The 21,266-nt window shown below is 64.4% G+C and carries 21 protein-coding genes; 10 read left to right on the top strand and 11 right to left on the bottom strand.

The window, feature by feature from the left end; translation table 11 throughout:
- Window positions 1-107 precede the first annotated feature (107 nt).
- Entirely contained in the window at window positions 108-953 is an 846-nt protein-coding gene (gene ypfJ / locus C9E81_RS02635) for a KPN_02809 family neutral zinc metallopeptidase (protein WP_122110748.1), read from the top strand.
- A gap of 12 nt (window positions 954-965) precedes the next feature.
- Here ypfJ and C9E81_RS02630 read toward each other — a convergent pair whose 3' ends face one another.
- Window positions 966-1,151 carry a hypothetical protein gene (locus C9E81_RS02630; RefSeq protein ID WP_122110747.1) on the bottom strand — a complete coding sequence of 62 codons (186 nt, stop codon included), beginning with the start codon at window positions 1,149-1,151 and terminating at the stop codon, window positions 966-968.
- 69 nt (window positions 1,152-1,220) lie between these two features.
- Here C9E81_RS02630 and C9E81_RS02625 point away from each other — a divergent pair, with 69 nt between their 5' ends.
- Window positions 1,221-1,685, top strand: a complete 465-nt coding sequence (locus C9E81_RS02625) for a type II toxin-antitoxin system RatA family toxin (protein ID WP_122110746.1) — start codon at window positions 1,221-1,223, stop codon at window positions 1,683-1,685.
- A 103-nt stretch (window positions 1,686-1,788) separates the two neighbouring features.
- Here the strand turns inward: C9E81_RS02625 and metK are convergent, their stop codons facing one another.
- From metK to C9E81_RS02585, 8 genes are all read right to left on the bottom strand, one after another.
- The gene (gene metK / locus C9E81_RS02620; RefSeq protein WP_122110745.1) at window positions 1,789-2,967 is read right to left on the bottom strand and encodes a methionine adenosyltransferase; all 1,179 of its coding nucleotides are present in this window, start codon (window positions 2,965-2,967) and stop codon (window positions 1,789-1,791) included.
- A 3-nt stretch (window positions 2,968-2,970) separates the two neighbouring features.
- Window positions 2,971-4,362, bottom strand: a complete 1,392-nt coding sequence (gene ahcY, locus C9E81_RS02615; protein WP_122110744.1) for an adenosylhomocysteinase — start codon at window positions 4,360-4,362, stop codon at window positions 2,971-2,973.
- 135 nt (window positions 4,363-4,497) lie between these two features.
- Window positions 4,498-6,318: a translational GTPase TypA gene (gene typA / locus C9E81_RS02610; protein ID WP_122110743.1), complete on the bottom strand. Its 1,821-nt coding sequence runs from the start codon at window positions 6,316-6,318 to the stop codon at window positions 4,498-4,500.
- Window positions 6,319-6,452: 134 nt separating this feature from the next.
- Window positions 6,453-7,139 (bottom strand): RES family NAD+ phosphorylase, encoded by a 687-nt coding sequence (locus tag C9E81_RS02605; protein ID WP_425010592.1) that lies wholly within the window; start codon window positions 7,137-7,139, stop codon window positions 6,453-6,455.
- A gap of 2 nt (window positions 7,140-7,141) precedes the next feature.
- Entirely contained in the window at window positions 7,142-7,531 is a 390-nt protein-coding gene (locus tag C9E81_RS02600) for an antitoxin Xre-like helix-turn-helix domain-containing protein (protein WP_122110741.1), read from the bottom strand.
- 91 nt (window positions 7,532-7,622) lie between these two features.
- Window positions 7,623-8,534 (bottom strand): glutaminase, encoded by a 912-nt coding sequence (locus C9E81_RS02595; RefSeq protein ID WP_122110740.1) that lies wholly within the window; start codon window positions 8,532-8,534, stop codon window positions 7,623-7,625.
- Window positions 8,535-8,688: 154 nt separating this feature from the next.
- On the bottom strand, window positions 8,689-9,444 hold the full coding sequence (locus C9E81_RS02590) for a hydroxypyruvate isomerase family protein (protein WP_122110739.1): 756 nt from the start codon (window positions 9,442-9,444) through the stop codon (window positions 8,689-8,691).
- Window positions 9,445-9,450: 6 nt separating this feature from the next.
- Window positions 9,451-9,999: a DUF1285 domain-containing protein gene (locus tag C9E81_RS02585; RefSeq protein ID WP_122110738.1), complete on the bottom strand. Its 549-nt coding sequence runs from the start codon at window positions 9,997-9,999 to the stop codon at window positions 9,451-9,453.
- Window positions 10,000-10,063: 64 nt separating this feature from the next.
- On the opposite strand from C9E81_RS02585, the gene C9E81_RS02580 reads away from it, so the two are divergent.
- From C9E81_RS02580 to lpxB, 8 genes are all read left to right on the top strand, one after another.
- The gene (locus tag C9E81_RS02580; RefSeq protein WP_122110737.1) at window positions 10,064-11,071 is read left to right on the top strand and encodes an AAA family ATPase; all 1,008 of its coding nucleotides are present in this window, start codon (window positions 10,064-10,066) and stop codon (window positions 11,069-11,071) included.
- 7 nt (window positions 11,072-11,078) lie between these two features.
- Window positions 11,079-11,948 carry a DUF58 domain-containing protein gene (locus tag C9E81_RS02575; RefSeq protein ID WP_243698465.1) on the top strand — a complete coding sequence of 290 codons (870 nt, stop codon included), beginning with the start codon at window positions 11,079-11,081 and terminating at the stop codon, window positions 11,946-11,948.
- Entirely contained in the window at window positions 11,948-14,704 is a 2,757-nt protein-coding gene (locus tag C9E81_RS02570; RefSeq protein ID WP_122110736.1) for a DUF4159 domain-containing protein, read from the top strand. The genes C9E81_RS02575 and C9E81_RS02570 overlap by 1 nt, the downstream gene beginning before the upstream one ends.
- Window positions 14,701-16,824, top strand: a complete 2,124-nt coding sequence (locus C9E81_RS02565; RefSeq protein WP_122110735.1) for a hypothetical protein — start codon at window positions 14,701-14,703, stop codon at window positions 16,822-16,824. The genes C9E81_RS02570 and C9E81_RS02565 overlap by 4 nt, the downstream gene beginning before the upstream one ends.
- 58 nt (window positions 16,825-16,882) lie before the next feature.
- The gene (gene fabZ, locus C9E81_RS02560; RefSeq protein ID WP_122110734.1) at window positions 16,883-17,362 is read left to right on the top strand and encodes a 3-hydroxyacyl-ACP dehydratase FabZ; all 480 of its coding nucleotides are present in this window, start codon (window positions 16,883-16,885) and stop codon (window positions 17,360-17,362) included.
- The gene (lpxA, locus tag C9E81_RS02555) at window positions 17,355-18,140 is read left to right on the top strand and encodes an acyl-ACP--UDP-N-acetylglucosamine O-acyltransferase (protein ID WP_122110733.1); all 786 of its coding nucleotides are present in this window, start codon (window positions 17,355-17,357) and stop codon (window positions 18,138-18,140) included. The genes fabZ and lpxA overlap by 8 nt, the downstream gene beginning before the upstream one ends.
- The gene (locus C9E81_RS02550) at window positions 18,137-18,937 is read left to right on the top strand and encodes an LpxI family protein (protein ID WP_122110732.1); all 801 of its coding nucleotides are present in this window, start codon (window positions 18,137-18,139) and stop codon (window positions 18,935-18,937) included. Before lpxA ends, C9E81_RS02550 begins: the two co-directional genes overlap by 4 nt.
- Window positions 18,938-19,018: 81 nt before the next feature.
- Window positions 19,019-20,179, top strand: a complete 1,161-nt coding sequence (gene lpxB, locus C9E81_RS02545) for a lipid-A-disaccharide synthase (protein ID WP_122110731.1) — start codon at window positions 19,019-19,021, stop codon at window positions 20,177-20,179.
- On the opposite strand, the gene C9E81_RS02540 is transcribed toward lpxB, so the two are convergent.
- Window positions 20,157-20,504 (bottom strand): RidA family protein, encoded by a 348-nt coding sequence (locus C9E81_RS02540; RefSeq protein WP_122110730.1) that lies wholly within the window; start codon window positions 20,502-20,504, stop codon window positions 20,157-20,159. The genes lpxB and C9E81_RS02540 overlap by 23 nt on opposite strands.
- A gap of 2 nt (window positions 20,505-20,506) precedes the next feature.
- Window positions 20,507-21,262, bottom strand: a complete 756-nt coding sequence (locus C9E81_RS02535; RefSeq protein WP_122110729.1) for a sulfite exporter TauE/SafE family protein — start codon at window positions 21,260-21,262, stop codon at window positions 20,507-20,509.
- Window positions 21,263-21,266: the final 4 nt, after the last annotated feature.

Here is a 21,266-nt window from a genome sequence, read left to right as displayed (position 1 = left end):
TTTCAGTGTGATGGATTGACCGCCCATGCACCGGTCGTCAAGACACTTGCGCAGGCTTCGCGCTGCTGTGATGATCTGTGTTCAGGAATTGCGAGGGGAGCCGGGCGATGAGATGGCGGGGCAGGCGGGGCAGCGGCAATATCGAGGACCGGCGCGGCATGGGCCGCACACGCGCCGGGGGTGTCGGCGTAGTGGGCGTGCTGGCGGTTCTGGCCGTTGGCTATTTCTTCGGTATTGATATTACGCCGCTTGTCCAGGGGCTGGATCAGGGGCAGCCACAGCAAGGGGCGCCACTCAGCGAAGCCGATCAGCAATATGGCGAATTCGTCTCGGTGGTGCTGGCCGATACCGAAGAGGTCTGGGGCGCGACCCTGCCCGAGCAGGCGGGCATCGACTATGCCGAACCGACGCTGGTGCTGTTCAGCGGCGTGGTGCAATCCGCATGTGGCGGGGCCTCGGCAGCGATGGGACCGTTCTACTGTCCCGGCGACCGCAAGGTATATCTCGACACCGATTTCTTCGACCTGATGGCGCAGAGGATGGGGGCGGGGGGAGATTTCGCCGCCGCCTATGTAATCGCGCATGAGGTAGGCCACCATGTCCAGAACCTCACCGGGGTGCTGGGAGAGGTGAACGCCATGCGTAGCCGCGTCAGCGAAGCGGACTCCAACGCGCTGTCGGTGCTGACCGAGCTGCAGGCCGACTGCTATGCCGGTATCTGGGCGCGCCAGGCGAATGAGCGTTTCGGCACTCTGGAAGAGGGCGATCTGGCCGAGGCCATGGGGGCTGCCGAAGCCGTCGGCGATGACGTGATACAGGCCAGTGCCGGGCACACGCCGATGCCTGACAGTTTCACCCATGGGAGTGCTGCGCAGCGACAGGAATGGCTGATGCGCGGTTTCCGCTCGGGCCAGATGGCGCAATGCGACACATTCGCCGAGGCAGGGCTATAGGCCAAACTCGTCTCAATGCGGCAGGCGCGGCCTGCGGCTCCGTTCCATCGTCGCCCATTCGGGCCACCAGCCCAGCTTTTCCAGTGCGATGATGACGACGGCAATGGCAACAATGGACAGAACCAGCTTTACCATCCGTGCGCTTGGCGGATGACGCGCCCATTTCGACGCACGAATAAGCCAGATCAGGTTGTTCATTGCCCGTTTATCCTGTTACTGCCCTTGGAATAACAAACAACCCGACCTGCTGAAACTCAAGAGTTCCCCGTGCCGCATCATCAGGACAGCCGCGACCTTCCCTATTCCGCCCGCCAGATGTACGACCTCGTCGCTGATGTGGAAAGTTATCCGCAATTCCTGCCCTGGAACAGTGCGGCCCGTATCCGGTCGCGCCGGACCCGCCCTGACGGGGCGGAGGAAATCGCCGCCGATCTGGTTATCAGTTTCAAGGTTTTCCGTGAGAGGTTCGGCAGCAGGGTCGTGCTATGGCCGGCCGATCCCGAGACGGAGATTCTGAAGATCGACACCGAATACCTGGACGGTCCTTTCAGGCATATGCGCAGCGGCTGGACTTTCCTTGATCGTCCCGGTGGCGGCAGCCGGGTTGAATTCTTTGTCGATTTCGAGTTTCGCAACGCCATCCTGCAACGGTTGATCGGCGTCGTCTTTCACGAGGCCATGTCCCGGATCGTCAAGGCATTCGAAGATCGCGCCCGCGCGCTTTACGGCTGATCCTTGGGGCCGTTGCCGAATACGCGCGCCCTTCTTCTTCATGCAAGTATCCCCGGGAGTCGCCGGGACGGAGCCCCGGAAGGCCCGGCGCCACGCAGCAGAATCAGCTGGCCGCCGCTTTCAGCGCCTCGGCCCGGTCGGTCTTTTCCCAACTGAAGGCGATCGCGCCGTTCAACGTGTAGGGATCGCGTCCGAAATGCCCATAGGTCGCGGTTGGGCGATAGATCGGATGCAGCAGGTCCAGATCACGGATGATTGCGAAGGGGCGCAGGTCGAACACGTCGCGCACGGCAGCGACGATCCTGTCATGCGGAACGGTTTCCGTGCCGAAGGTGTTCAGCGAGATCGAGGTTGGCTGCGCCTCGCCGATGGCATAACTGACCTGGATCTCGCACCGGCTGGCCAGTCCTGCCGCCACGATATTCTTGGCCACCCAACGTCCCGCATAGGCCGCCGAGCGGTCCACCTTGGACGGATCCTTGCCCGAAAAAGCCCCGCCACCGTGACGGGCCATGCCGCCATAGCTGTCGACGATGATCTTGCGCCCGGTCAGACCGCAATCGCCCACCGGACCGCCGATCACGAACTTGCCGGTAGGATTGATGAAATATTTCGTCTCTTTCGACAGCCATTCGGCGGGCAGGACCGGCCTGATGATTTCCTCGATCACTGCCTCGCGCAGATCGGCAAGCCCGATATCGGGGTTATGCTGCGTCGACAACACGACCGCGTCGATACCCTCGGGACGCCCATCGGCACCGTAGCGCAGCGTTACCTGCGATTTCGCATCCGGGCGCAGCCATGGCAGGATGCCGTTGCGGCGAACCTTGGACTGCCGCTCGACCAATCTATGCGCATAGGTGATCGGGGCGGGCATCAGCACATCGGTCTCGTCCGAGGCATAGCCGAACATCAGCCCCTGATCGCCGGCACCCTGCTCTTCGAGCTTTTCGCGGTCGACGCCCTGGTTGATTTCGGGCGATTGCTTGCCGATGATGTTGATGACCGAACATGTCGCCCCGTCGAAGCCCACTTCGGATGAACTGTAGCCGATATCGTTGATGACCTCGCGCACGATCGATTCCAGGTCGACCCATGCGCTGGTGGTAATCTCGCCCGAGATGATCGCGACACCGGTCTTCACCATTGTCTCGCAGGCGACGCGGGCGCGAGGGTCCTCGGCCATGATGGCGTCGAGGATCGCGTCCGAGATCTGGTCGGCAATCTTGTCGGGGTGGCCCTCGGATACAGATTCCGAGGTGAACAGCGAGTATTCAGTCATGGCTCAATACCGGTAATGATCTGATTTGAAGGGACCTTCAGGCGTGACGCCGATATATTCGGCCTGCTCTGGAGACAGTTGTGTCAGCTTGACCCCGATCTTGTCCAGATGCAGCCTTGCGACCTTTTCATCCAGGTGCTTCGGCAGGATATAGACGCCGGGTTGGTAATCGTCCCCCTTGGTCCACAGCTCGATCTGAGCCAGCACCTGGTTGGTGAAGCTGGCAGACATCACGAAGGAGGGGTGCCCGGTCGCATTGCCAAGGTTCAGCAGCCGTCCCTGCGACAGCAGGATGATCCGGTTGCCCGAGGGCATCTCGACCATGTCCACCTGGTCCTTGATATTGGTCCATTTGTGGTTCTTGAGATTGGCGACCTGAATCTCGTTGTCGAAATGGCCGATATTGCCGACGATGGCCATGTCCTTCATCTCGCGCATATGCTCGATGCGGATCACGTCGCGGTTGCCGGTGGTGGTGATGAAGATGTCGGCGCTGTTTGCCACATCCTCCAGCGTCACCACCTCGAACCCGTCCATCGCCGCCTGCAATGCGCAGATCGGATCGACCTCGGTCACCTTCACCCGCGCGCCGGCCCCGGCCAGCGAGGCCGCCGAGCCCTTGCCGACGTCGCCATAACCGCAGACGACTGCCACCTTGCCCGCCATCATCACGTCGGTGGCGCGGCGGATGCCGTCGACAAGGCTTTCCTTGCAGCCGTATTTATTGTCGAATTTCGACTTGGTGACGCTGTCATTGACGTTGATCGCCGGGAAGGGCAGCAGGCCCTTCTTGTGCAGGTCGTAAAGACGATGCACGCCGGTCGTGGTTTCTTCGCTGACACCCTTGATCGCATCGCGCTGAGCGGTGAACCAGCCGGGGCTTTCCGCCAGCCGCTTCCTGATCTGGGCGAAAAGCGCCTCTTCCTCCTCGCTGGTCGGTGTGGCGATCAGGCCGGTTTCGCCGGCCTCCACCCGCGCGCCCATCAGCACGTAAAGCGTCGCATCCCCGCCATCGTCGAGGATCATGTTCGCCGTGCCTTCCGGGAACTGGAAGATTCGGTCGGTATAGGACCAGTATTCCTCCAGCGTTTCGCCCTTGATGGCAAAGACGGGCACGCCACTGGCGGCAATTGCCGCCGCGGCATGGTCCTGTGTCGAGTAGATATTGCAGGACGCCCACCTTACCTCGGCGCCAAGCGCCGTCAGCGTCTCGATCAGCACGGCGGTCTGCACGGTCATATGCAGCGAACCGGCGATCCGTGCGCCCTTCAGCGGCTTTGCCTCGCCGTATTCCGCCCGCAGGGCCATCAGCCCCGGCATCTCGGTCTCGGCGATGTCCAGTTCCTTCCGGCCGTAATCAGCCAGGGAAATATCCTTGATGATGTGATCGGTCACGAGAATCCTGCCTTGTCATCATGCATGTGTCGTAGGCTCGATATCCTATCGGGAGCCCAAGCGGAATGCCGCTTTGACTACAAGTTGAAACATTCACCCCGAAAAACTGCAATCTGCCAAATCAGCTACCCGGGTTCATCCGTCGCTGCGCGCCTGCCTCTTGCGCTCATGCGGATCCAGCCAGCGCTTGCGCAGCCGGATATTCTTCGGTGTGACCTCGACCAACTCGTCGTCGTTGATATAGGCGATGGCCTCTTCCAGCGACAGCCTGATTGGCGGGGTCAGCCGCACGGCCTCGTCGGTGCCCGAGGCGCGCACATTGGTCAGCTTCTTGCCCTTGAGCGGGTTCACTTCCAGGTCGTTGTCGCGCGAATGCTCGCCGATGATCATGCCCTGATAGACCTGTTCCTGGGCGCCGATGAACATCTTGCCGCGCTCTTCGAGATTCCACAGCGCATAGGCGACGGACACCCCATCCTCCATCGAGATCAGCACGCCCTGGCGGCGGCCCTGGATATTGCCCTTGTAGGGGGCCCATCCGTGGAAGATACGGTTCAGCACGCCGTTGCCGCGCGTATCGGTCATGAATTCGCCATGATAGCCGATCAGCCCGCGCGAGGGCACATGCGCGACGATCCGGGTCTTGCCATGGCCTGCCGGACGCATGTCGACCATGTCGCCCTTGCGGTCGCCGGTCAGCTTCTCGATCACCGCGCCGGTATAATCGTCATCGACATCGATGATGACCTCCTCGACCGGTTCCATCCGCTGGCCGTCCTCTTCGCGGAAAATCACGCGTGGGCGGCTGATCGACAGCTCGAATCCCTCGCGGCGCATGTTTTCGATCAGCACGCCCATCTGCAGTTCGCCCCGGCCCGAGACGACGAAGGCTTCGCCCCCCGGTGTGTCCTCGACCTTGATGGCGACATTGGACTCGGCCTCTTTCATCAGCCGTTCGCGGATCACTCGTGATTGCACCTTCTTGCCGTCGCGCCCGGCCAGCGGGCTGTCATTGATACCGAAGGTGACGCTGATCGTGGGCGGATCGATGGGCTGCGAGGGCAGGGCGGTCTCGACCTCGGGGGCGCAGAGCGTATCCGCGACCGTTGCCTTGGCCATGCCCGCCAGCGTGACGATATCGCCCGCGACCGCCTCGTCGATGGGTTGCTGCGTCAGCCCGCGAAAGGCCAGCACCTTGGAGATCCGGAACTGTTCGATGCGCTGGCCCCCGCGGCTCAGTGCCTTCAGCGTATCGCCCGCCTTTGCACGCCCCGCCTCGACCCGGCCGGTCAGCAGGCGGCCGAGGAAGGCGTCGGCGCCAAGCGTGGTCGCCAGCATCTGGAACGGCTCATCCGCCCGGGTGACCTGTTTCGGAGCCTCGACATGGCGCAGGATCATGTCGAACAGCGCGGTCATGTCCTGACGCGGCCCGTCCAGCGACTCGTCCGCCCAGCCCCCGATGCCCGAGGCATAGAGATGCGGGAAATCGAGTTGCTCGTCGCTGGCGCCCAGATTGGCGAAAAGGTCGAAAACATCGTTCAGCGCGTCGTCGGGCTCGGCGGCGGGCTTGTCGACCTTGTTCAGAACGACGATGGGGCGCAGCCCAAGCGCCAGCGCCTTGGAGGTGACGAATTTCGTCTGCGGCATCGGGCCCTCGGCGGCATCGACCAGCAGACAGACGCCATCGACCATCGACAGGATGCGCTCCACCTCGCCGCCGAAATCTGCGTGACCCGGCGTATCGACGATATTGATCCGCGTGCCCTTCCATTCCACCGAGGTTGCCTTGGCGAGAATGGTGATGCCGCGTTCGCGTTCGATATCGTTGCTGTCCATGGCGCGCTCGGCCACGGCCTGGTTCTCTCGGAAGGACCCCGATTGCCTGAGCAACTGGTCGACCAGCGTGGTCTTGCCGTGGTCGACATGGGCGATGATGGCGATATTGCGGATATCCATGGGGTAGCCTTCCGGTTTGCGCCGCTGCCCTAGCCGAGCGGCGGAGGAAATGCCAGCCGAAAGTGATTCCGGTCACCATGTGCCGGGCAGTGGGATGACAGGGCGGACCGGTATTCGGACATGCCCGACCTGCCTCAAATTCCTTCGATGGAATATTCGGGCGTGCCGGTCCAGGTCAGCTTCCAGTTGGCGCCGGGGCGGACATTCTGGACTATGCCCGGATCGAAGGCGACAAGGCATCGCCCGCCCTCGTGACGCACGGAAGGATAGAGCAATCCCCGGTGACCTTCCCGGCGAAGTTCCGCCGCGAGTTTCTGCCCCTCGGGATAGCCGATATCCGGATCTGCATTCAGTGCCGGATGGTCACGCCTGCCGTCGAGATCCGGGAATTCGCCGATGAAATCGGCCAGGATTTCGACATAGCGGGCTTCATCGTGGAAAATGCCGATATAGCCAAGCTCGCGTGTCCTGTGGAACCCGACCTCGGCGGCCGAAGTCAGCAGGTGATAGCTGCAATACCACGCTCCCCGGTCGCCGCTGTTGAAACGGTTGCCGGTCGGGCGTGTATATGTGAACGCTGCGTTGATGTGGCTTTGCCCGTAAAGCTTCAGGTCATGTGCCCGCCGCGCGAATACCAGTTCGCGCCTGTCGAGCGCCGGGCTTCCGTCACGTTCCGCGATCAGCCGTGCGCTGGTCTCGCCCTCAAGCTCGGCGAGGATCTCGGCCTCTTCGTCGGTATCGACGAGACCGCGCAATACCGGCGGCTTGTGATGGGTTTCCGAGATCAGGCGCACTAGCCCCCGATCGTTTATGACGGTCATCCTCAAACGCCGCCTCGCAATGCGTCGACATAGTTCCGCACGCGCAGGATTTTCGGCAATCCGCCATGAATCATGGCATCGATCGGGCGCTGGCCGTCGAATTCGGGGCCGCGATTGGCCAGCTTTGCCCATTGGCCCGCGATCGGTGGATTGAAATAGAGCTCAAGCGATTTGTAGAGCCCCACCAGAGCGCTGAGCCGCAACATCTGGTCGCGCGTAAGCTCGCCCGCGAAACCCGGTTTCTTGGCGCGTTTCCAGGTCGACTCCGACATGTCGGCAAGTGCCGCCGCCTCCTTGCCGGTCAGTGACCATGTCTCGGCAATCCTGCCGAACGCTTTCAATGCAACTGCCTGCATATCGGCTGCGGAACGCTCTCTGACGGCATTTTCCATCTCGGTTCCTCCTTTGCATTGCAAGATAGGTCCGTATGATCCGATATTCAAGTCCATATGGCCATTTCGTTGCGCTGGCAGGGCGATTGCTTCAACCGAAAACCGACCAGCCCATTTCCTGCACCAGTCGCTCGGCGGCATAAGTGCCCATTTTCGAGTTGCCATAAACATTAAGCCCTGGCGACCAGATGGCGACCGATGCCACTCCCGGCGCAATCATCAGCAGCCCGCCTCCGACACCCGATTTCCCGGGCAATCCGACGCGGAAGGCGAAATCACCCGAGCCGTCATAATGCCCGCACAGCATCATGAGCGCATTCAACCGCCGGATCTTTTGCGCCGACAGGATGCGGGGAGCATCGGGCAGGCTGGCGATCATCCGACCCGCACGGGCGAGTTGCACGCAGGTCATCTCGATGGCGCATTGATGGAAATAGGTGCCAAGCGTCATCTCGGGCGGATTGCGGAGATTGCCGAATGACATCAGGTAATTGGCAAGCGCGACATTGCGAAAGCCGGTCTCGGCCTCGGATTTGGCGACGGCCTTGTCAATATGGATATCGTCGTCCTCGGCAGCAGTGCGCAGGAAACCGACGATCTCGGACAAGGCGTCTTTCGGTGTCCGCCCGGCCAGCATCTCGTCGGTTGTGACGATGGCGCCCGCATTGATGAAAGGGTTGCGCGGACGGCCATGTTCGCGCTCCAGCAGCAGGATGGAATCGAAGCGTGCGCCCGAAGGCTCGCGCCCGACACGCGTCCAGATCTGCTCTCCGATCCGGCCCAGAACGCAGGCGAGTGCAAAGACCTTCGAGATCGATTGGATCGAGAAACGCTGTTCCGCATCTCCCGCGGTCAGCATGGTCCCGTCCGCGAGGGCCACCGCAATGCCGAACTGCGCCGGGTCGATCCGGGCCAGTTCGGGGATATAAGAGGCGACGTCGCCCCAATCGGCCCGTTCACGAATTTCCGCGTCAAGCGCGCCCAGAAACGCCGTGAAAGTCATGCGGTGCCGTTTCCCCTGCCTTTCGGACCTAGCGCAGCCCGAGGAAGGACAGGATGAACAGCACCACGACCACGAGTCCGATGATATAGATGATGGTGTTCATGGCTCGGTTCCTTTTGTTGCAATATGAGAATAGCCGCTTGCGCAATATGATCTAGCCGCGCGGCAGCCAGCCCAGCCCGTTCTCGGTCAGGTGTTCCGGGTCATATTCCGCGCTTACCCATCCGCGGTAACCCGATGCATCCAGGGCCGCGAAAAAGGCCGGATAGTCGATCTCGCCGCCGGCGGGTTCGTGGCGACCGGGATAGCCTGCGATCTGGACATGACGGATGATCGGGGCGTGTTTCCGCCAGCATTCCATCGCATCGCCGGTGATTGCCTGGGCGTGATACGTGTCGAACTGCAGCCCCAGATTCGGAGCCCCGATTTCCGCGATGATCCCCGCGGCAAGTTCGAAATCAGACAGGTAATAGCCGGGCATGTCGGTTCTGTTGATGACCTCGATGGTCAGGCTGGCATGCGGAGCCCGTTCAGTGGCCCAGGTCAGATTCTCGACGAATGTGGTTCTTGCCGCGGGATCCTGCGTCGCGCCCGCCATGACATGGATGTGCCGTGCCCGCAGTGCGCGCGCGAATCTCAAGGCACGGTCGAAATCATGGCGAAAGCGTTCTTCGAGCCCGGGTATGGCGGCGAAACCGCGCGGCCCGCCCGCCCAATTCGGAGGCGGCGTGTTGATCAGCACGATCTCCAGGCCCGCCGCGATGGCGGCACGGGCAAGCTTGGCAGCGGGAATATCGTAGGGAAACAGAATCTCGGCGCCCGTGAACCCCGCCTCGGCGGCCGCGGAAAACCGGTTCTCGATCGGCATTTCGGTGAAGAGCTTGGTGAGATTGGCGGCAAAGCGCGGCATCGGACTTTATACCTCAAGGGCAAAGAACTGCCCGCCCGAATGGACTCCCGCCCGTCCGTCAGGCCCGTCCTCGGCGGCGGCAGCCAGCCGGTAGAAGGTCTTGCGGTCGATCAGCGCCTCGAGCCCCGCGCGGACGTGAACATAGGGTCTTGGCTCGGCCTTGTCGCCGCGAATGATGATCGGATGATCGGCATCGGCAGTGACTTCATCGCCGACATTGGTGGTGAAGGTGATACGGTCGGCGGCTATCTCGGCATCGGTGGCGATGAAGGGCGCGTCCTCGACGCGAATCCCCACCTTTTCCACGGGGGTGACAAGGAAGAACCTGTCATCCTCGCGCTTCAGCACGGTCGAGAACAGCCGCACCATCGCGGACCGTCCGATTGGCGTGCCCTGGTAGAACCAGGTCCCGTCCGCCCGAATCTCCATGTCCAGATCGCCGCAGAATGGCGGGTTCCACAGATGCACCGGCGGCAACCCGCCCTTTTGGGCCGCCTTGCTGGCCGCTGCGGCGATTCCCTCGGCGCTCACGTTATTGTCAGTCTGATTCGGCATTCGATATGGTCGCCCCTTCATGACTTCCTTATGCTCTGGTCTAGAGCAGCAGAAGGGCATTGTCATGACTTCGGATGAAATTCTGGTGCAGGAGGTCGAGGCGCTCGGGCAGCGCCTTGCCGAGGCACGCAGCAGTATCGAGCGGCGCTTCGTCGGTCAGCACGCGGTGGTCGAGCAGGTTCTGGCGGCGATCCTGTCGGGCGGCCACGCGCTTCTGGTCGGCCAGCCGGGGCTGGGCAAGACGATGCTGGTCGATACCCTGGCCACGGTGCTGGGGCTGGACAGCCAGCGGGTGCAGTTCACGCCCGACCTGATGCCCGCCGATATCCTGGGATCGGAAGTGCTGGACGTGCTCGCCGATGGCAGCCGGGCCTTCCGCTTCATCGAGGGGCCGGTCTTCACCCAGCTTCTGATGGCCGACGAGATCAACCGCGCCTCGCCCCGCACGCAATCGGCGCTGTTGCAGGCGATGCAGGAGCGCGAGGTGACGGTCAGCGGCCAGCATCGCCCGCTCGGGCGGCCGTTCCACGTGCTGGCCACCCAGAACCCGATCGAGCAGGAGGGCACCTACCCGCTGCCCGAAGCACAGCTCGACCGCTTCCTGCTGCAGATCGACGTGGATTATCCCGACCGCGACACCGAGCGCGATATCCTGCTGGCGACGACGGGAACAGAGCAGGGCATCGCGCATGCGGCCTTTGATGCCGAGGAGCTGATCGCGGCGCAGCGGCTCATTCGCCGGATGCCGGTGGGCGAGGCGGTGGTCGAGGCGATTCTCGACCTCGTCCGTGCCAGCCGCCCCGGTGCCGAGGAAGCCGACGGTTTCATCAGCGATACGCTGGTCTGGGGGCCGGGACCGCGTGCCGCGCAAGCGCTGATGCTGGTGACGCGGGCGCGGGCGGTGCTGAACGGCCGTTTCGCCCCGACGCTGGAGGATGTCGAGGCGATGGCGCCGCCGGTCCTGCGGCACCGCATGGCGCTGTCCTTCGCGGCGCGCGCCCGGGGCGAAAGCGTCGAGGGCGTCATCGACCGGCTGTTGGGGCAGCGGCTGAATTCCAGCCAGGCGGCATGAGGCGGCTTTGGCACTGACCACCACGGAACTTCGCGCGCAGGCGCAGGCGGCCAGCGCTCATCTGCCCGGCCTGATCCTGTCGGCGGAACGCCTGGCGGCGATGGTCGCGCCCGGCGCGCATGGGCTGCGGCGCGCCGGTCCGGGCGAGGATTTCTGGCAATACCGTCCCGCAACCCATGGCGATACCGCGCGCAGTATCGACTGGCGCCGCTCGGCCCGTTCGGATTCTCAATTCGTCCGTGACCGCGAGGTGCAGACGGCACAGGCGGTCGCGCTGTGGGTCTCGCGTGGGCAGGGGATGACCTATTCCGGTGCGCGGGACCGCCCTGACAAGAACGCACGCGCGCAATTGCTGGCGCTGGCTCTGGGGATGGTATTGCTGCGTGGCGGCGAACGGGTCGGCCTACTTGGCCAGCCTGCCCGGTCGGGACGGATGCAGGCCGAAAGGCTGGCAGAGGGGCTGATCGGTGCGGTTCCGGCTCAGGGCGATGATGACTCGCCATCGCCCGAAGCGCTGCGCCCGAACCAGCGTCTGGTGATTCTTTCCGATTTTCTGGCCGATCCGGCCTGGCTCGAAGCCCTGCTGGCCCGGGCCGCGGGTCTGGGTGTCCGGGGTGTGCTCATGCAGGTGCTGGATCCGGACGAGGAAAATTTCCCCTATTCCGGCGCAGTCCTGTTCCGTTCGCTATCCGGCGCGATCCGCCACGACAGCCGGGACGCCGCCGGACTGCGTGAGGCATACCTGGCCCGGCTGGCCGAGCGCCGCGACTGGCTGCGGGCACAGGCCGAGAGTGCCGGCTGGCATTTCGGGCATCACACGACCGACCACGCCCCCGCTGTTGCGCTGAGCTGGCTTTACCGGATGCTGGAGGGGTGATGCTGATTCTCGGTCCACTCGGTTTCGTGACCCCCTGGGTGCTATCGGCGCTGATCGTCCTGCCGGTGCTCTGGCTGATCCTGCGCGCCATGCCGCCGACGCCGCGCCGCGTGGCCTTTCCCGGTGTCGCGCTGCTGCGGGGACTGACCGACCGGACGCCTGTTGCACGCCGGACACCCTGGTGGCTGCTGCTGCTGCGGCTGCTGGCGGTCGCGGCACTGATCCTTGCCTTCGCCGGCCCGGTCTGGAAACCTGTTCTGCGGACCGGGTCGGATGGGCCGTTGCTGGTGGTCATGGACGCGGGCTGGGCGGCTGCGCCCGGTTGGGCCGGCCGACAGACCCGGGCCGAGCGGGCGCTGACCGAAGCTGCGGCGGATGGCCGCCCCGCTGCCTTGTTGCTGGCCGATGGGCGCAGCGGAGCCGAGCCGCTGGTCTTTGCGGCTGCCGATACCCTGCTGGCCCGGCTGCGCGCGGCGCGGCCGGTTTCATGGGAGACGGCTCTGCCTGACGATCCCGAAGCCGCGCTGGCCGATCTGCCTGACGGTTCCCTTTCGACGCTGTGGCTGGCGGATGGCCTCGATCACCCTAATCGCGACGAGTGGCTGGCGGCCCTGCTGGCTCGGGGGAGCGTTACGGTCGTGCCGCCCGCGGTGCCCGTCCGGGCGCTCAGCCTGCATGACGAGGATACCCCGTCACTGACGCTGACCTCGACGGATCAGACTGCGCCCGAGATCCTTGCCATCGGGCCCGATCCGCAAGGGGTCGAGCGGGAGCTGGCGCGCCTTGCCCCCGGCGAAGCGATCACCGAGGCGGGCATCACCACGCGTCCCACGGCCATCGACCTGCCGCCGGAACTGCGCAACCGCGTCACCCGTTTCCAGGTCGAGGGCGAGGCGCATGCCGGGGCGGTGGTGCTGGCCGATGATCGGGTCAAGCGGCGCAAGGTCGGGCTGGTCGGTGATGCCGACGCGCATGCCGAGGGGCAGCAGCTTCTGTCGCCGCTCTATTACCTGCGCCGGGCGCTGGCGCCGACAAGCGATCTGGTCGAGGGGGGGCTTGGCGATGTGCTGGATGCCGCGCCCGACGTGATCATCCTCGCCGATCAGGTCGAGATGGCCGAGATAGGCGAACTGGCCGAGTGGGTCGATGCGGGCGGGCTGCTGATCCGTTTCGCCGGGCCGCGCATGGCGGGATATGAGGGGTTGATGGACGAGCCGCTATTGCCTGTGACATTGCGGCAGGGCGGGCGTGATATCGGCGGCGCGCTGAGTTGGGGCGATCCGCGCGGGTTGGAGCCTTTCGATACCGACGGGCCCTTTGCAGGGCTGACGTCTCCGGGTGACGTTACCGTTCGGGCACAACTGATGGCGCAACCCTCGCCCGAGCTTGCCGAGCGCACGATCGCCTCGCTGAGCGACAACACCCCGCTGGTGACCCGCGACCGCCTCGGGCAGGGGCAGGTGGTACTGTTCCACGTCACCGCCAATGCCGAATGGTCTAATCTGCCGCTTTCGGGCCTGTTCGTGCAGATGCTGGAGCGCCTGGTCGCGACCGCACGCACCACTCCGGCCGAGCAGCAGGCGGACGATCGCGAACATCCGTTCTGGACCCCCGAAATGGTGCTGGACGGCTTTGGCCGTTCCCATCCCGCCGAGGATCTGGCGCCCGTGGCAGCCGAGGATCTGGCAAAGGGGACGGGGCCGGACCGTCCGGCTGGAATCTACGCAGCGGGGGAGCGGCGGCTTGCACTGAATGCGGGCGGGCATTTCACCTTGGCGGAGTGGCCCGGGGCCGTGTTCGAGGACCGCTCCGACGTGCCGGGACGGGACCTCAAGGGCCTGCTGCTGGCCGCTGCCGCGCTGATCCTCGCGTTGGATGTGCTGGGCTCGGCCGCGTTGGCGCGTGGGGGCAGGATCGCCGCGCTTTTTCTGGTGGCGCTGTTCGGCTTGCCGGGTGAGCGTGCGACCGCGCAGGAACCGGTTCTCGACTCCGAACTGATCCGCGCGGCGAACGAGGTCGCGCTGGCCTATGTGGAAACGGGCGACGAGGAGGTCGACCAGACCTCCTACGAGGGGCTGCGCGGATTGTCCCTTGCCCTGCGGCAACGGACATCCGTGGAACCCGGGGAACCGATCGGCATCGACCTGAACGAAGATGACCTTTCGATGCTGACTTTCATCTACTGGCCGGTGACCGCGGACCAGCCGATGCCGTCTCCGCAGGCCTATCTGCGGTTGAACCATTATCTGCGGTTGGGAGGCATGATCCTGTTCGACACAAGGGACGGGGATGTTGCCGGAGTAGGAGGGCCGGACATGTCGGCATCCTTGCAGACATTGGCCGCGCCGCTGGAGATCCCGCCGCTTGCCCCGGTTCCCGAGGATCACGTGCTGTCGCGCAGCTTTTACCTGCTCGAGGATTTTCCGGGCCGCTGGCAGGGCCGTCCGGTCTGGGTCGAGGCTCCGACGATGCGGGCCGAAGCGCGCGAGGGCATGCCGTTCCGGCAGCTCAATGATGGCGTCAGCCCGGTGGTGATCGGGGGCAACAGCTGGGCCGAGGCATGGGCGGTCGATGACAACGGTTATCCCAGCTTTCCCATCGGCGGTGGTTGGGAGGGTGAACGCCAGCGTGAAATATCCTTCAGATTCGGCATTAACTTGATCATGTATGTGCTTACAGGAAATTATAAATCTGATCAGGTGCATGTGCCGGCGCTGCTTGATCGCCTGCGTGTCGAGGAGGAGCTTGCCCCATGACCGCGCTGCGCTTCGATCCGGCATTGCCTTGGTGGGCCATCGCCGCGCTGGCCGGGCTCGCGGTTCTGGTCGCGGGCTTTGCGCTCTGGCGCGGCCTGCGTGGCTGGGTCTGGCGGGGGCTGGCGGGCCTGGCGGCGGCTGCGGCACTTGCCGGACCGGCACTGGAACTGGGCAGCCGGGCGGGGCTGTCGGATATCGTGATCCTGCTGGATGATCGCAGTGCCAGCCAGAATCTGCCCGGACGCGGCGAACAGACCGATGCCGCCGTGGATCAGCTTGGCCAGCAGATTTCCGCGCTGCCGAATACCGAATTGCGGCGGGTGACGGTGGGCGACGATCCCGACGGCACGTTGCTGGCCACCGTCCTTGCACGCGCCATCGCGGCAGAACCCGAAGGGCGGCTGGCCGGGGTGATCGCCGTCACCGATGGCCGTATCCACGACCCGGCCATGTTGCCCTCCGAACTGCCTGCACCCTTCCACGCGCTGCTGACCGGACGTCCGCAGGATTGGGACCGCCGTCTGGTTATCGAAGAGGCCCCGGCTTTCGGGCTGATAGACCAGGAGGTGACCATCCGCCTGCGCATCGAGGACCAGGGCGAGGTGCCGCCGGAGGCCCGGACCGGCTCGGTCAATCTGCGCATCAGCATCGATGGCGAGGCAGAGCAGGTCTTCGCGGTGCCCATGGACAGTTCGCTGGAACTGCCGGTGACGCTGACACATGCCGGGCAGAACGTTGTTCAGGTCGGTTTCGACGCGCCCGGAGCCGGAGAGTTGACCGACCGCAACAACACCGCCGCGATCAGCATCAACGGGGTGCGCGACCGGCTGCGCGTCCTGCTGGTCTCGGGCGAACCTCATGCGGGCGAGCGCACCTGGCGCAATCTGCTGAAATCGGATGCGGCGGTAGACCTGATCCATTTCACCATCCTGCGCCCACCCGACAAGTCCGACGGTGTGCCGGTGAACGAACTGTCGCTGATCGCCTTTCCCACCCGCGAACTCTTCCTGGAACGGATCGACGATTTCGACCTGATTATCTTTGACCGCTACCGGGTCCGGGGGATTCTGCCACCGGATTATTTCCGCAATATCGTCCGCTACGTGGAAAACGGTGGCGCTATCCTCGTGGCGGCGGGGCCGGAAATGGCCAGTGTCGAAAGCCTGAACCTGTCGCCTCTGGGTTCGGTTCTGCCGGCGCGCCCGACAGGCCGGGTGGTCAGCCAGCCGTTTACTCCCGCGCTCACCGAAGCCGGGCGGCGTCATCCGGTGACTTCCGGTCTGCCCGGTGCGTCGGGGGAAGGCGGCGGCGAAACCTGGGGGCGCTGGCTGCGCATGGCCGAGGTGCAGCCCAATTCCGGGGCCGAGGTGGTGATGACCGGTGCCGATGACCTTCCGCTGCTGGTCATGGATCGAGTCGGAGAGGGGCGGGTGGCGATGCTGACCTCGGATCAGGTCTGGCTCTGGGGGCGCGGCTTCGAGGGCGGCGGGCCGCAACTGGAGATGCTTCGCCGCATCGCGCATTGGTCGATGAAGGAGCCCGAGCTGGAAGAAGAGGCCCTGCAGGCCGATGTCTCGGGGCTCGATGTGCAGTTCACCCGGCGGACTATGGAGGACCGCGCCGGTCCGGTCCAGATCATCCATCCCGATGGCAAAACCGAGGAACTCGCGCTGGAAGAGGCCGGGCCGGGCCGTTTCAGGGCTGATTGGACGGCGCCTGAGCCGGGGCTCTACCGGTTGCGTGATGGCGACCTGCGCCGTGTGCTGGCGCTCGGCCCGGCTGCTCCGCGTGAATTCGAGCAGACGGTCGCCAGCGACGAGGCGCTGGCGCCATTGGCCGAGACGACCGGCGGAGCGGTGTCGCGGCTGTCGGATGGCGTGCCCGACCTGCGCACGGTCTCGCCGGGCCGGCCTGCGCATGGCCGGGGCGTCGCCCGCGACTGGATCGCCATCACCCCACGCGAAGCGGCGACGGTCACCGGGTTGGAACGAACCCCGTTGCTTCCGGGTTGGGCGTGGCTGATACTGATTTCGGGGTTGATCCTTGCGGGATGGCTGGCCGAGGGTCGTGCAGGCGGCGGTTCCTCCACACGCGGACGGGCCGGTGCCGGAACCTACTGAAGCTTGCCAATGCATGGGCTCGTTGATACCTCAAGGAAAATTGTTGCAAGGAACGCTCATGGCCGATGAAAAGCGCAGCCCCGCACCCTATACCGAGGCCGATCTCGGCCTTATCAAGCGGATCATCCCGCACCGTTACCCGTTCCTGTTCATTGATAAAGTGCGGGATATCGTGCCCCATCAGGGCGGCGTGGGCATCAAGAACGTGACTTGCAACGAGCCGCATTTCCAGGGCCATTTTCCCGATCAGCCGGTCATGCCCGGCGTGACCATCGTCGAGGCGATGGCGCAAACCTCGGCGGTGGTTGTGGGGATCAGCATGAACATCATCGATCAGCCGATGCTGACTTATTTCATGGCCATCGACAAATGCAAGTTCCGCCGCATGGTGGTGCCCGGCGATGTCCTTGAAATGCATGTCACGGCCAAGCGCGGCGGCGGCAAGATCTGGAAATTCGAAGGCCGCGGGATCGTCGAGGGCCAGCTTTGCGCGCAGGCCGAATTCACCGCCATGATGGATGCGAAAGCCGATGGCTGAAACGAAAATCCACCCTTCCGCGGTCATTGAGCCCGGCGCCGAAATCGGGGCAGGGGTCGAGATCGGACCGTTCTGCGTGGTTGGCCCACAGGTTCGGCTGGCAGATGGGGTGGTGTTGAAATCCCATGTGGTGGTGACGGGCGAGACCTCGATCGGCTCGGAAACGGTGGTCTTCCCCTTTGCCTCTGTCGGGGAGATCCCGCAGGATCTGAAGTTCCGGGGCGAGCGGGCGCGGCTGGAAATCGGCGCGCGCAACCGCATCCGTGAATATGTCACCATGAATCCGGGAACCGAAGGCGGTGGCGGCGTGACCACCGTGGGCGATGACGGGCTGTTCATGGCCGGCGCGCATGTCGCCCATGATTGCCGTATCGGCGACCGGGTCATCCTGGTCAACAATGCCTCGGTGGCGGGGCATTGCGTGCTCGAGGATGACGTGATCGTCGGCGGGCTTTCGGGTGTGCACCAATTCGTCCGGATCGGCCGCGGGGCGATGATCGGCGCGGTGACGATGGTCACGGCGGATGTCATTCCCTATGGTCTGGTCCAGGGTCCGCGTGGACATCTGGATGGGCTGAACCTTGTCGGCCTGAAACGCCGGGGCGCGAGCCGCGCCGATATCGCGGCGCTGCGAGATTTGCTGGAGGCTCTGGGGCAGGGGTCGTTCCGCGACACCGCCCGCACCCGTGCCGGAACGGAGGCCACATCGATGGAGCGCGACGTGCTGGACTTTATCCTCGGACCTTCCGACCGTTCATTCCTGACGATGAAATCATGACCCGCACCGCCGTTATCGCCGGGCAGGGCGCGCTTGCCCCTGCCGTCATCGCCGCGCTTGAGGAGCCGCTGGTCTTCGCGCTCGAGGGCTTTGCGCCCGATATGCCGGTCACGCCTTTCCGGCTGGAGCGGCTGGTTCCCTTTCTTGACGAGTTGATCGGGCAGGGGGTGCAAAGAGTGGTTTTCGCAGGCGCGATTCGCCGCCCGCGCCTTGATCCGGAGGCTTTCGATCCGCGGACCGCCCAACTGGTGCCCCGTATTCTGACCGCGATGCAGTCCGGAGACGATGCGGCGCTGCGCGAGGTGCTGGACGTGTTCGAGGAGCATGGACTGGAAATCTGCGGTATCGAGGAGATCATCCCCGACCTGCTTCCGTCCGAAGGCCTGCTGACCGGCAATCCTTCCGAGGCCGACCGCCGCGACGCAGCTCGGGCGGCGGACATCCTTGCCGGGCTCGGACCTTTCGACGTCGGACAGGGCGCTGTGGTGGCGCAGGGCCTGTGCCTTGCCATCGAGACTCTGCCCGGCACGAGGGCGATGCTGGATTTCGCTGCCGCTCATGCCGGGTTACGGCCCAGTTTGAATGGGCCCCGGGGCGTGTTCTACAAGGCGCCGAAACCCGGTCAGGACCGTCGCGTGGACCTGCCGACGCTCGGCCCCGACAGCGTGACGCAGGCAGCCGCGGCGGGGCTGGCCGGAATCGCATGGCAGGCAGGCGGCGTGATCCTGCTTGACCGTGAGGAATCCATTCGTCGCGCGAATGCAGCCGGCATGTTTCTATGGGCACGGGAGGAATAGGTATTTGAGCAAGGAAGAAGGGCTGGTTTCTTCTTCCTTGCTCAAATACCTGTAACGCAGTGCAGCAAGTGAAAGGACGACATGAGGTTCTTTCTGATCGCGGGCGAGCCTTCGGGTGACCAGCTTGGCGCGGCGTTGATGGCCGGGTTGAAAGAGCTTGTGCCCGATGTGGAATTCGTCGGCATCGGCGGCGCGGGGATGGAGGCCGAGGGGCTGACCAGCCGGTTTCCGATGGACGAGTTGAGTCTGATGGGCATCTGGGAGGTGCTGCCGCAATACCGCAATCTCAAGCGCCGGATCGCCGAGACCGTGGCGGCCGTGGCCGAGACGGCGCCGGATGCGCTGATCACCATCGACAGCCCCGATTTCTGCCTGCGGGTTGCCCGGGCGGCGCGCGGTATCGCCCCCGATCTGCGTACGATCCATTATGTCGCGCCCTCGGTCTGGGCCTGGCGGCCGGGGCGGGCGAAGAAGATGGCGCAGGTCATCGATCATGTGCTGGCCCTGCTGCCCTTTGAGCCGCCCTACATGCGGGAGGCGGGGATGGGGTGCGATTTCGTCGGGCATCCAGTGGTCGGGATGAAAGTTGCCAGCCCCGAGGAGGCCGCCCGGTTCCGCGAAACTCATGATATTGCCTCTGACGCGCCGGTTGTGCTGTGCCTGCCCGGGTCGCGTAAATCCGAGGTCGGAAGGTTGGCGGGGCGATTCGACGAGGCGCTGATCCGCCTGCGCGATCGGGTGCCCGAGATCAGGGTGGTTCTGCCCACGGTTCCCGGGGTGGCAGGCATGGTCCGCGACATGACGCGGCGCTGGCCGACCGTGCCGGTCGTGGTCGAGGATGCCGGGGAAAAGCGCGCGGCATTCGCGGCGGCCGATCTGGCGCTGGCCGCCTCGGGCACGGTCAGTCTTGAGCTTGCGGCGAACCGGATCCCGATGGTGATCGGCTATGACATGGCCTTGCTTAGCCGGATGGTTGTCGGAATGCTGCTGCGCACCGATACCGTGACGCTGGTCAACCTGGTCAGCGAGACCCGCGCCGTGCCCGAATTCCTGGGAGGGGATTGCCAACCGGGGCCCATTGCCGAGGCGCTGCAGGTCGCGCTGGAAGACATGACCGCGCGCAAGGCGCAACTGGATGCGATGGACCTGACCATGGAACGCCTTGGCAGGGGAAAGGAGGCGCCGGGCCTGCGCGCGGCGCGCTCCGTTCTGTCAGCGCTCAGAGCACCGCGGTCACGATGATCTCGACCTTGTAATCCGGAGTTGCCAGCTTCGATTCGCCTGTGGCCCGGCTCGGCGCGTGGCCCTGCGGCACCCATGCGTCCCAGACTGCGTTCATCTCTTTGAAATCGGCCATGTCGGCCAGCCAGATCTGGGCTGCGACGATGCGCGTCTTGTCGGTGCCTGCCTTCTTCAGCAGCGTTTCGATCTGCGCCAGAATGGCCTGGGTCTGCTCGGTCACGGATTTGCCCGGCTCGGCCACCTGACCGGCCAGCCAGACGGTGCCATTCGCCACCACGGCCTGGCTCATCCGCTGGCCGCATTCGATACGCTTGATATCGGTCATCTTTATACTCCTTTGATAAGACGCCAGAAAAATATTGCAGCCATGCCAAAGCCAACTGCGGCAATCGACAGGCGCAATATCTGCAGGGGAATGCGCCGCGAAACCGCAGGGCCGACATAGCCGCCCATGATCGTGCCGACGGACATGATCGCCGCCGGCCCCCAGACTATTTTGCCCGCAACGGCGAAAATTGCCAGTGACATCACCGACAGGGCAAAGCTGAGCCAGCTTTTCAGCCCGTTCATCTGGTGCAGGTCCTGCATGCCCCACATGGTGAACAGGGCCAGCAGGATGATGCCCAGCCCGCCGTTGAAATAGCCGCCATAGATCGCCACGGGCAGCAGGGTGCCCAGCCCGAAAGGGGTCACCACCGAACGCCAGCGCGAGGCGAAGGCGCGAACCGGCCCGGACCAGTAGAAAACGACCGTGGCAAGCAGCAGCAGGAAGGGAACCAGCAATGCGAATGCCTCGTTCGAACTGACCAGCAGCAGCGCCGATCCCATCGCTCCGCCGATCACCGTCCAGAGCGACAGTTTGACCAGAGGCGCATCCTTCAGCGCCCTGATATCGCCGCGAAAGCCGATGGCCGAGGCGAGATAGCCGGGCAGGGCGGCGACCGTAGAGGTCGCGTTGGCGGCCACCGGCGGCACGCCGGTCAGGACCAGCGCCGGAAAGGAGACGAAGGTACCGCCGCCTGCAACGGCATTCATGATCCCGGCAATGATTCCGGCAAAAAGCAGCAAGGCGAAATCCAGCATTCGC

This window comes from Paracoccus alkanivorans (assembly GCF_003697785.1).
Lineage (GTDB): Bacteria > Pseudomonadota > Alphaproteobacteria > Rhodobacterales > Rhodobacteraceae > Paracoccus > Paracoccus alkanivorans.
The sequence above is the reverse complement of the archived record's forward strand: the minus strand, read 5'-3'. Positions and strand labels throughout refer to the sequence as shown.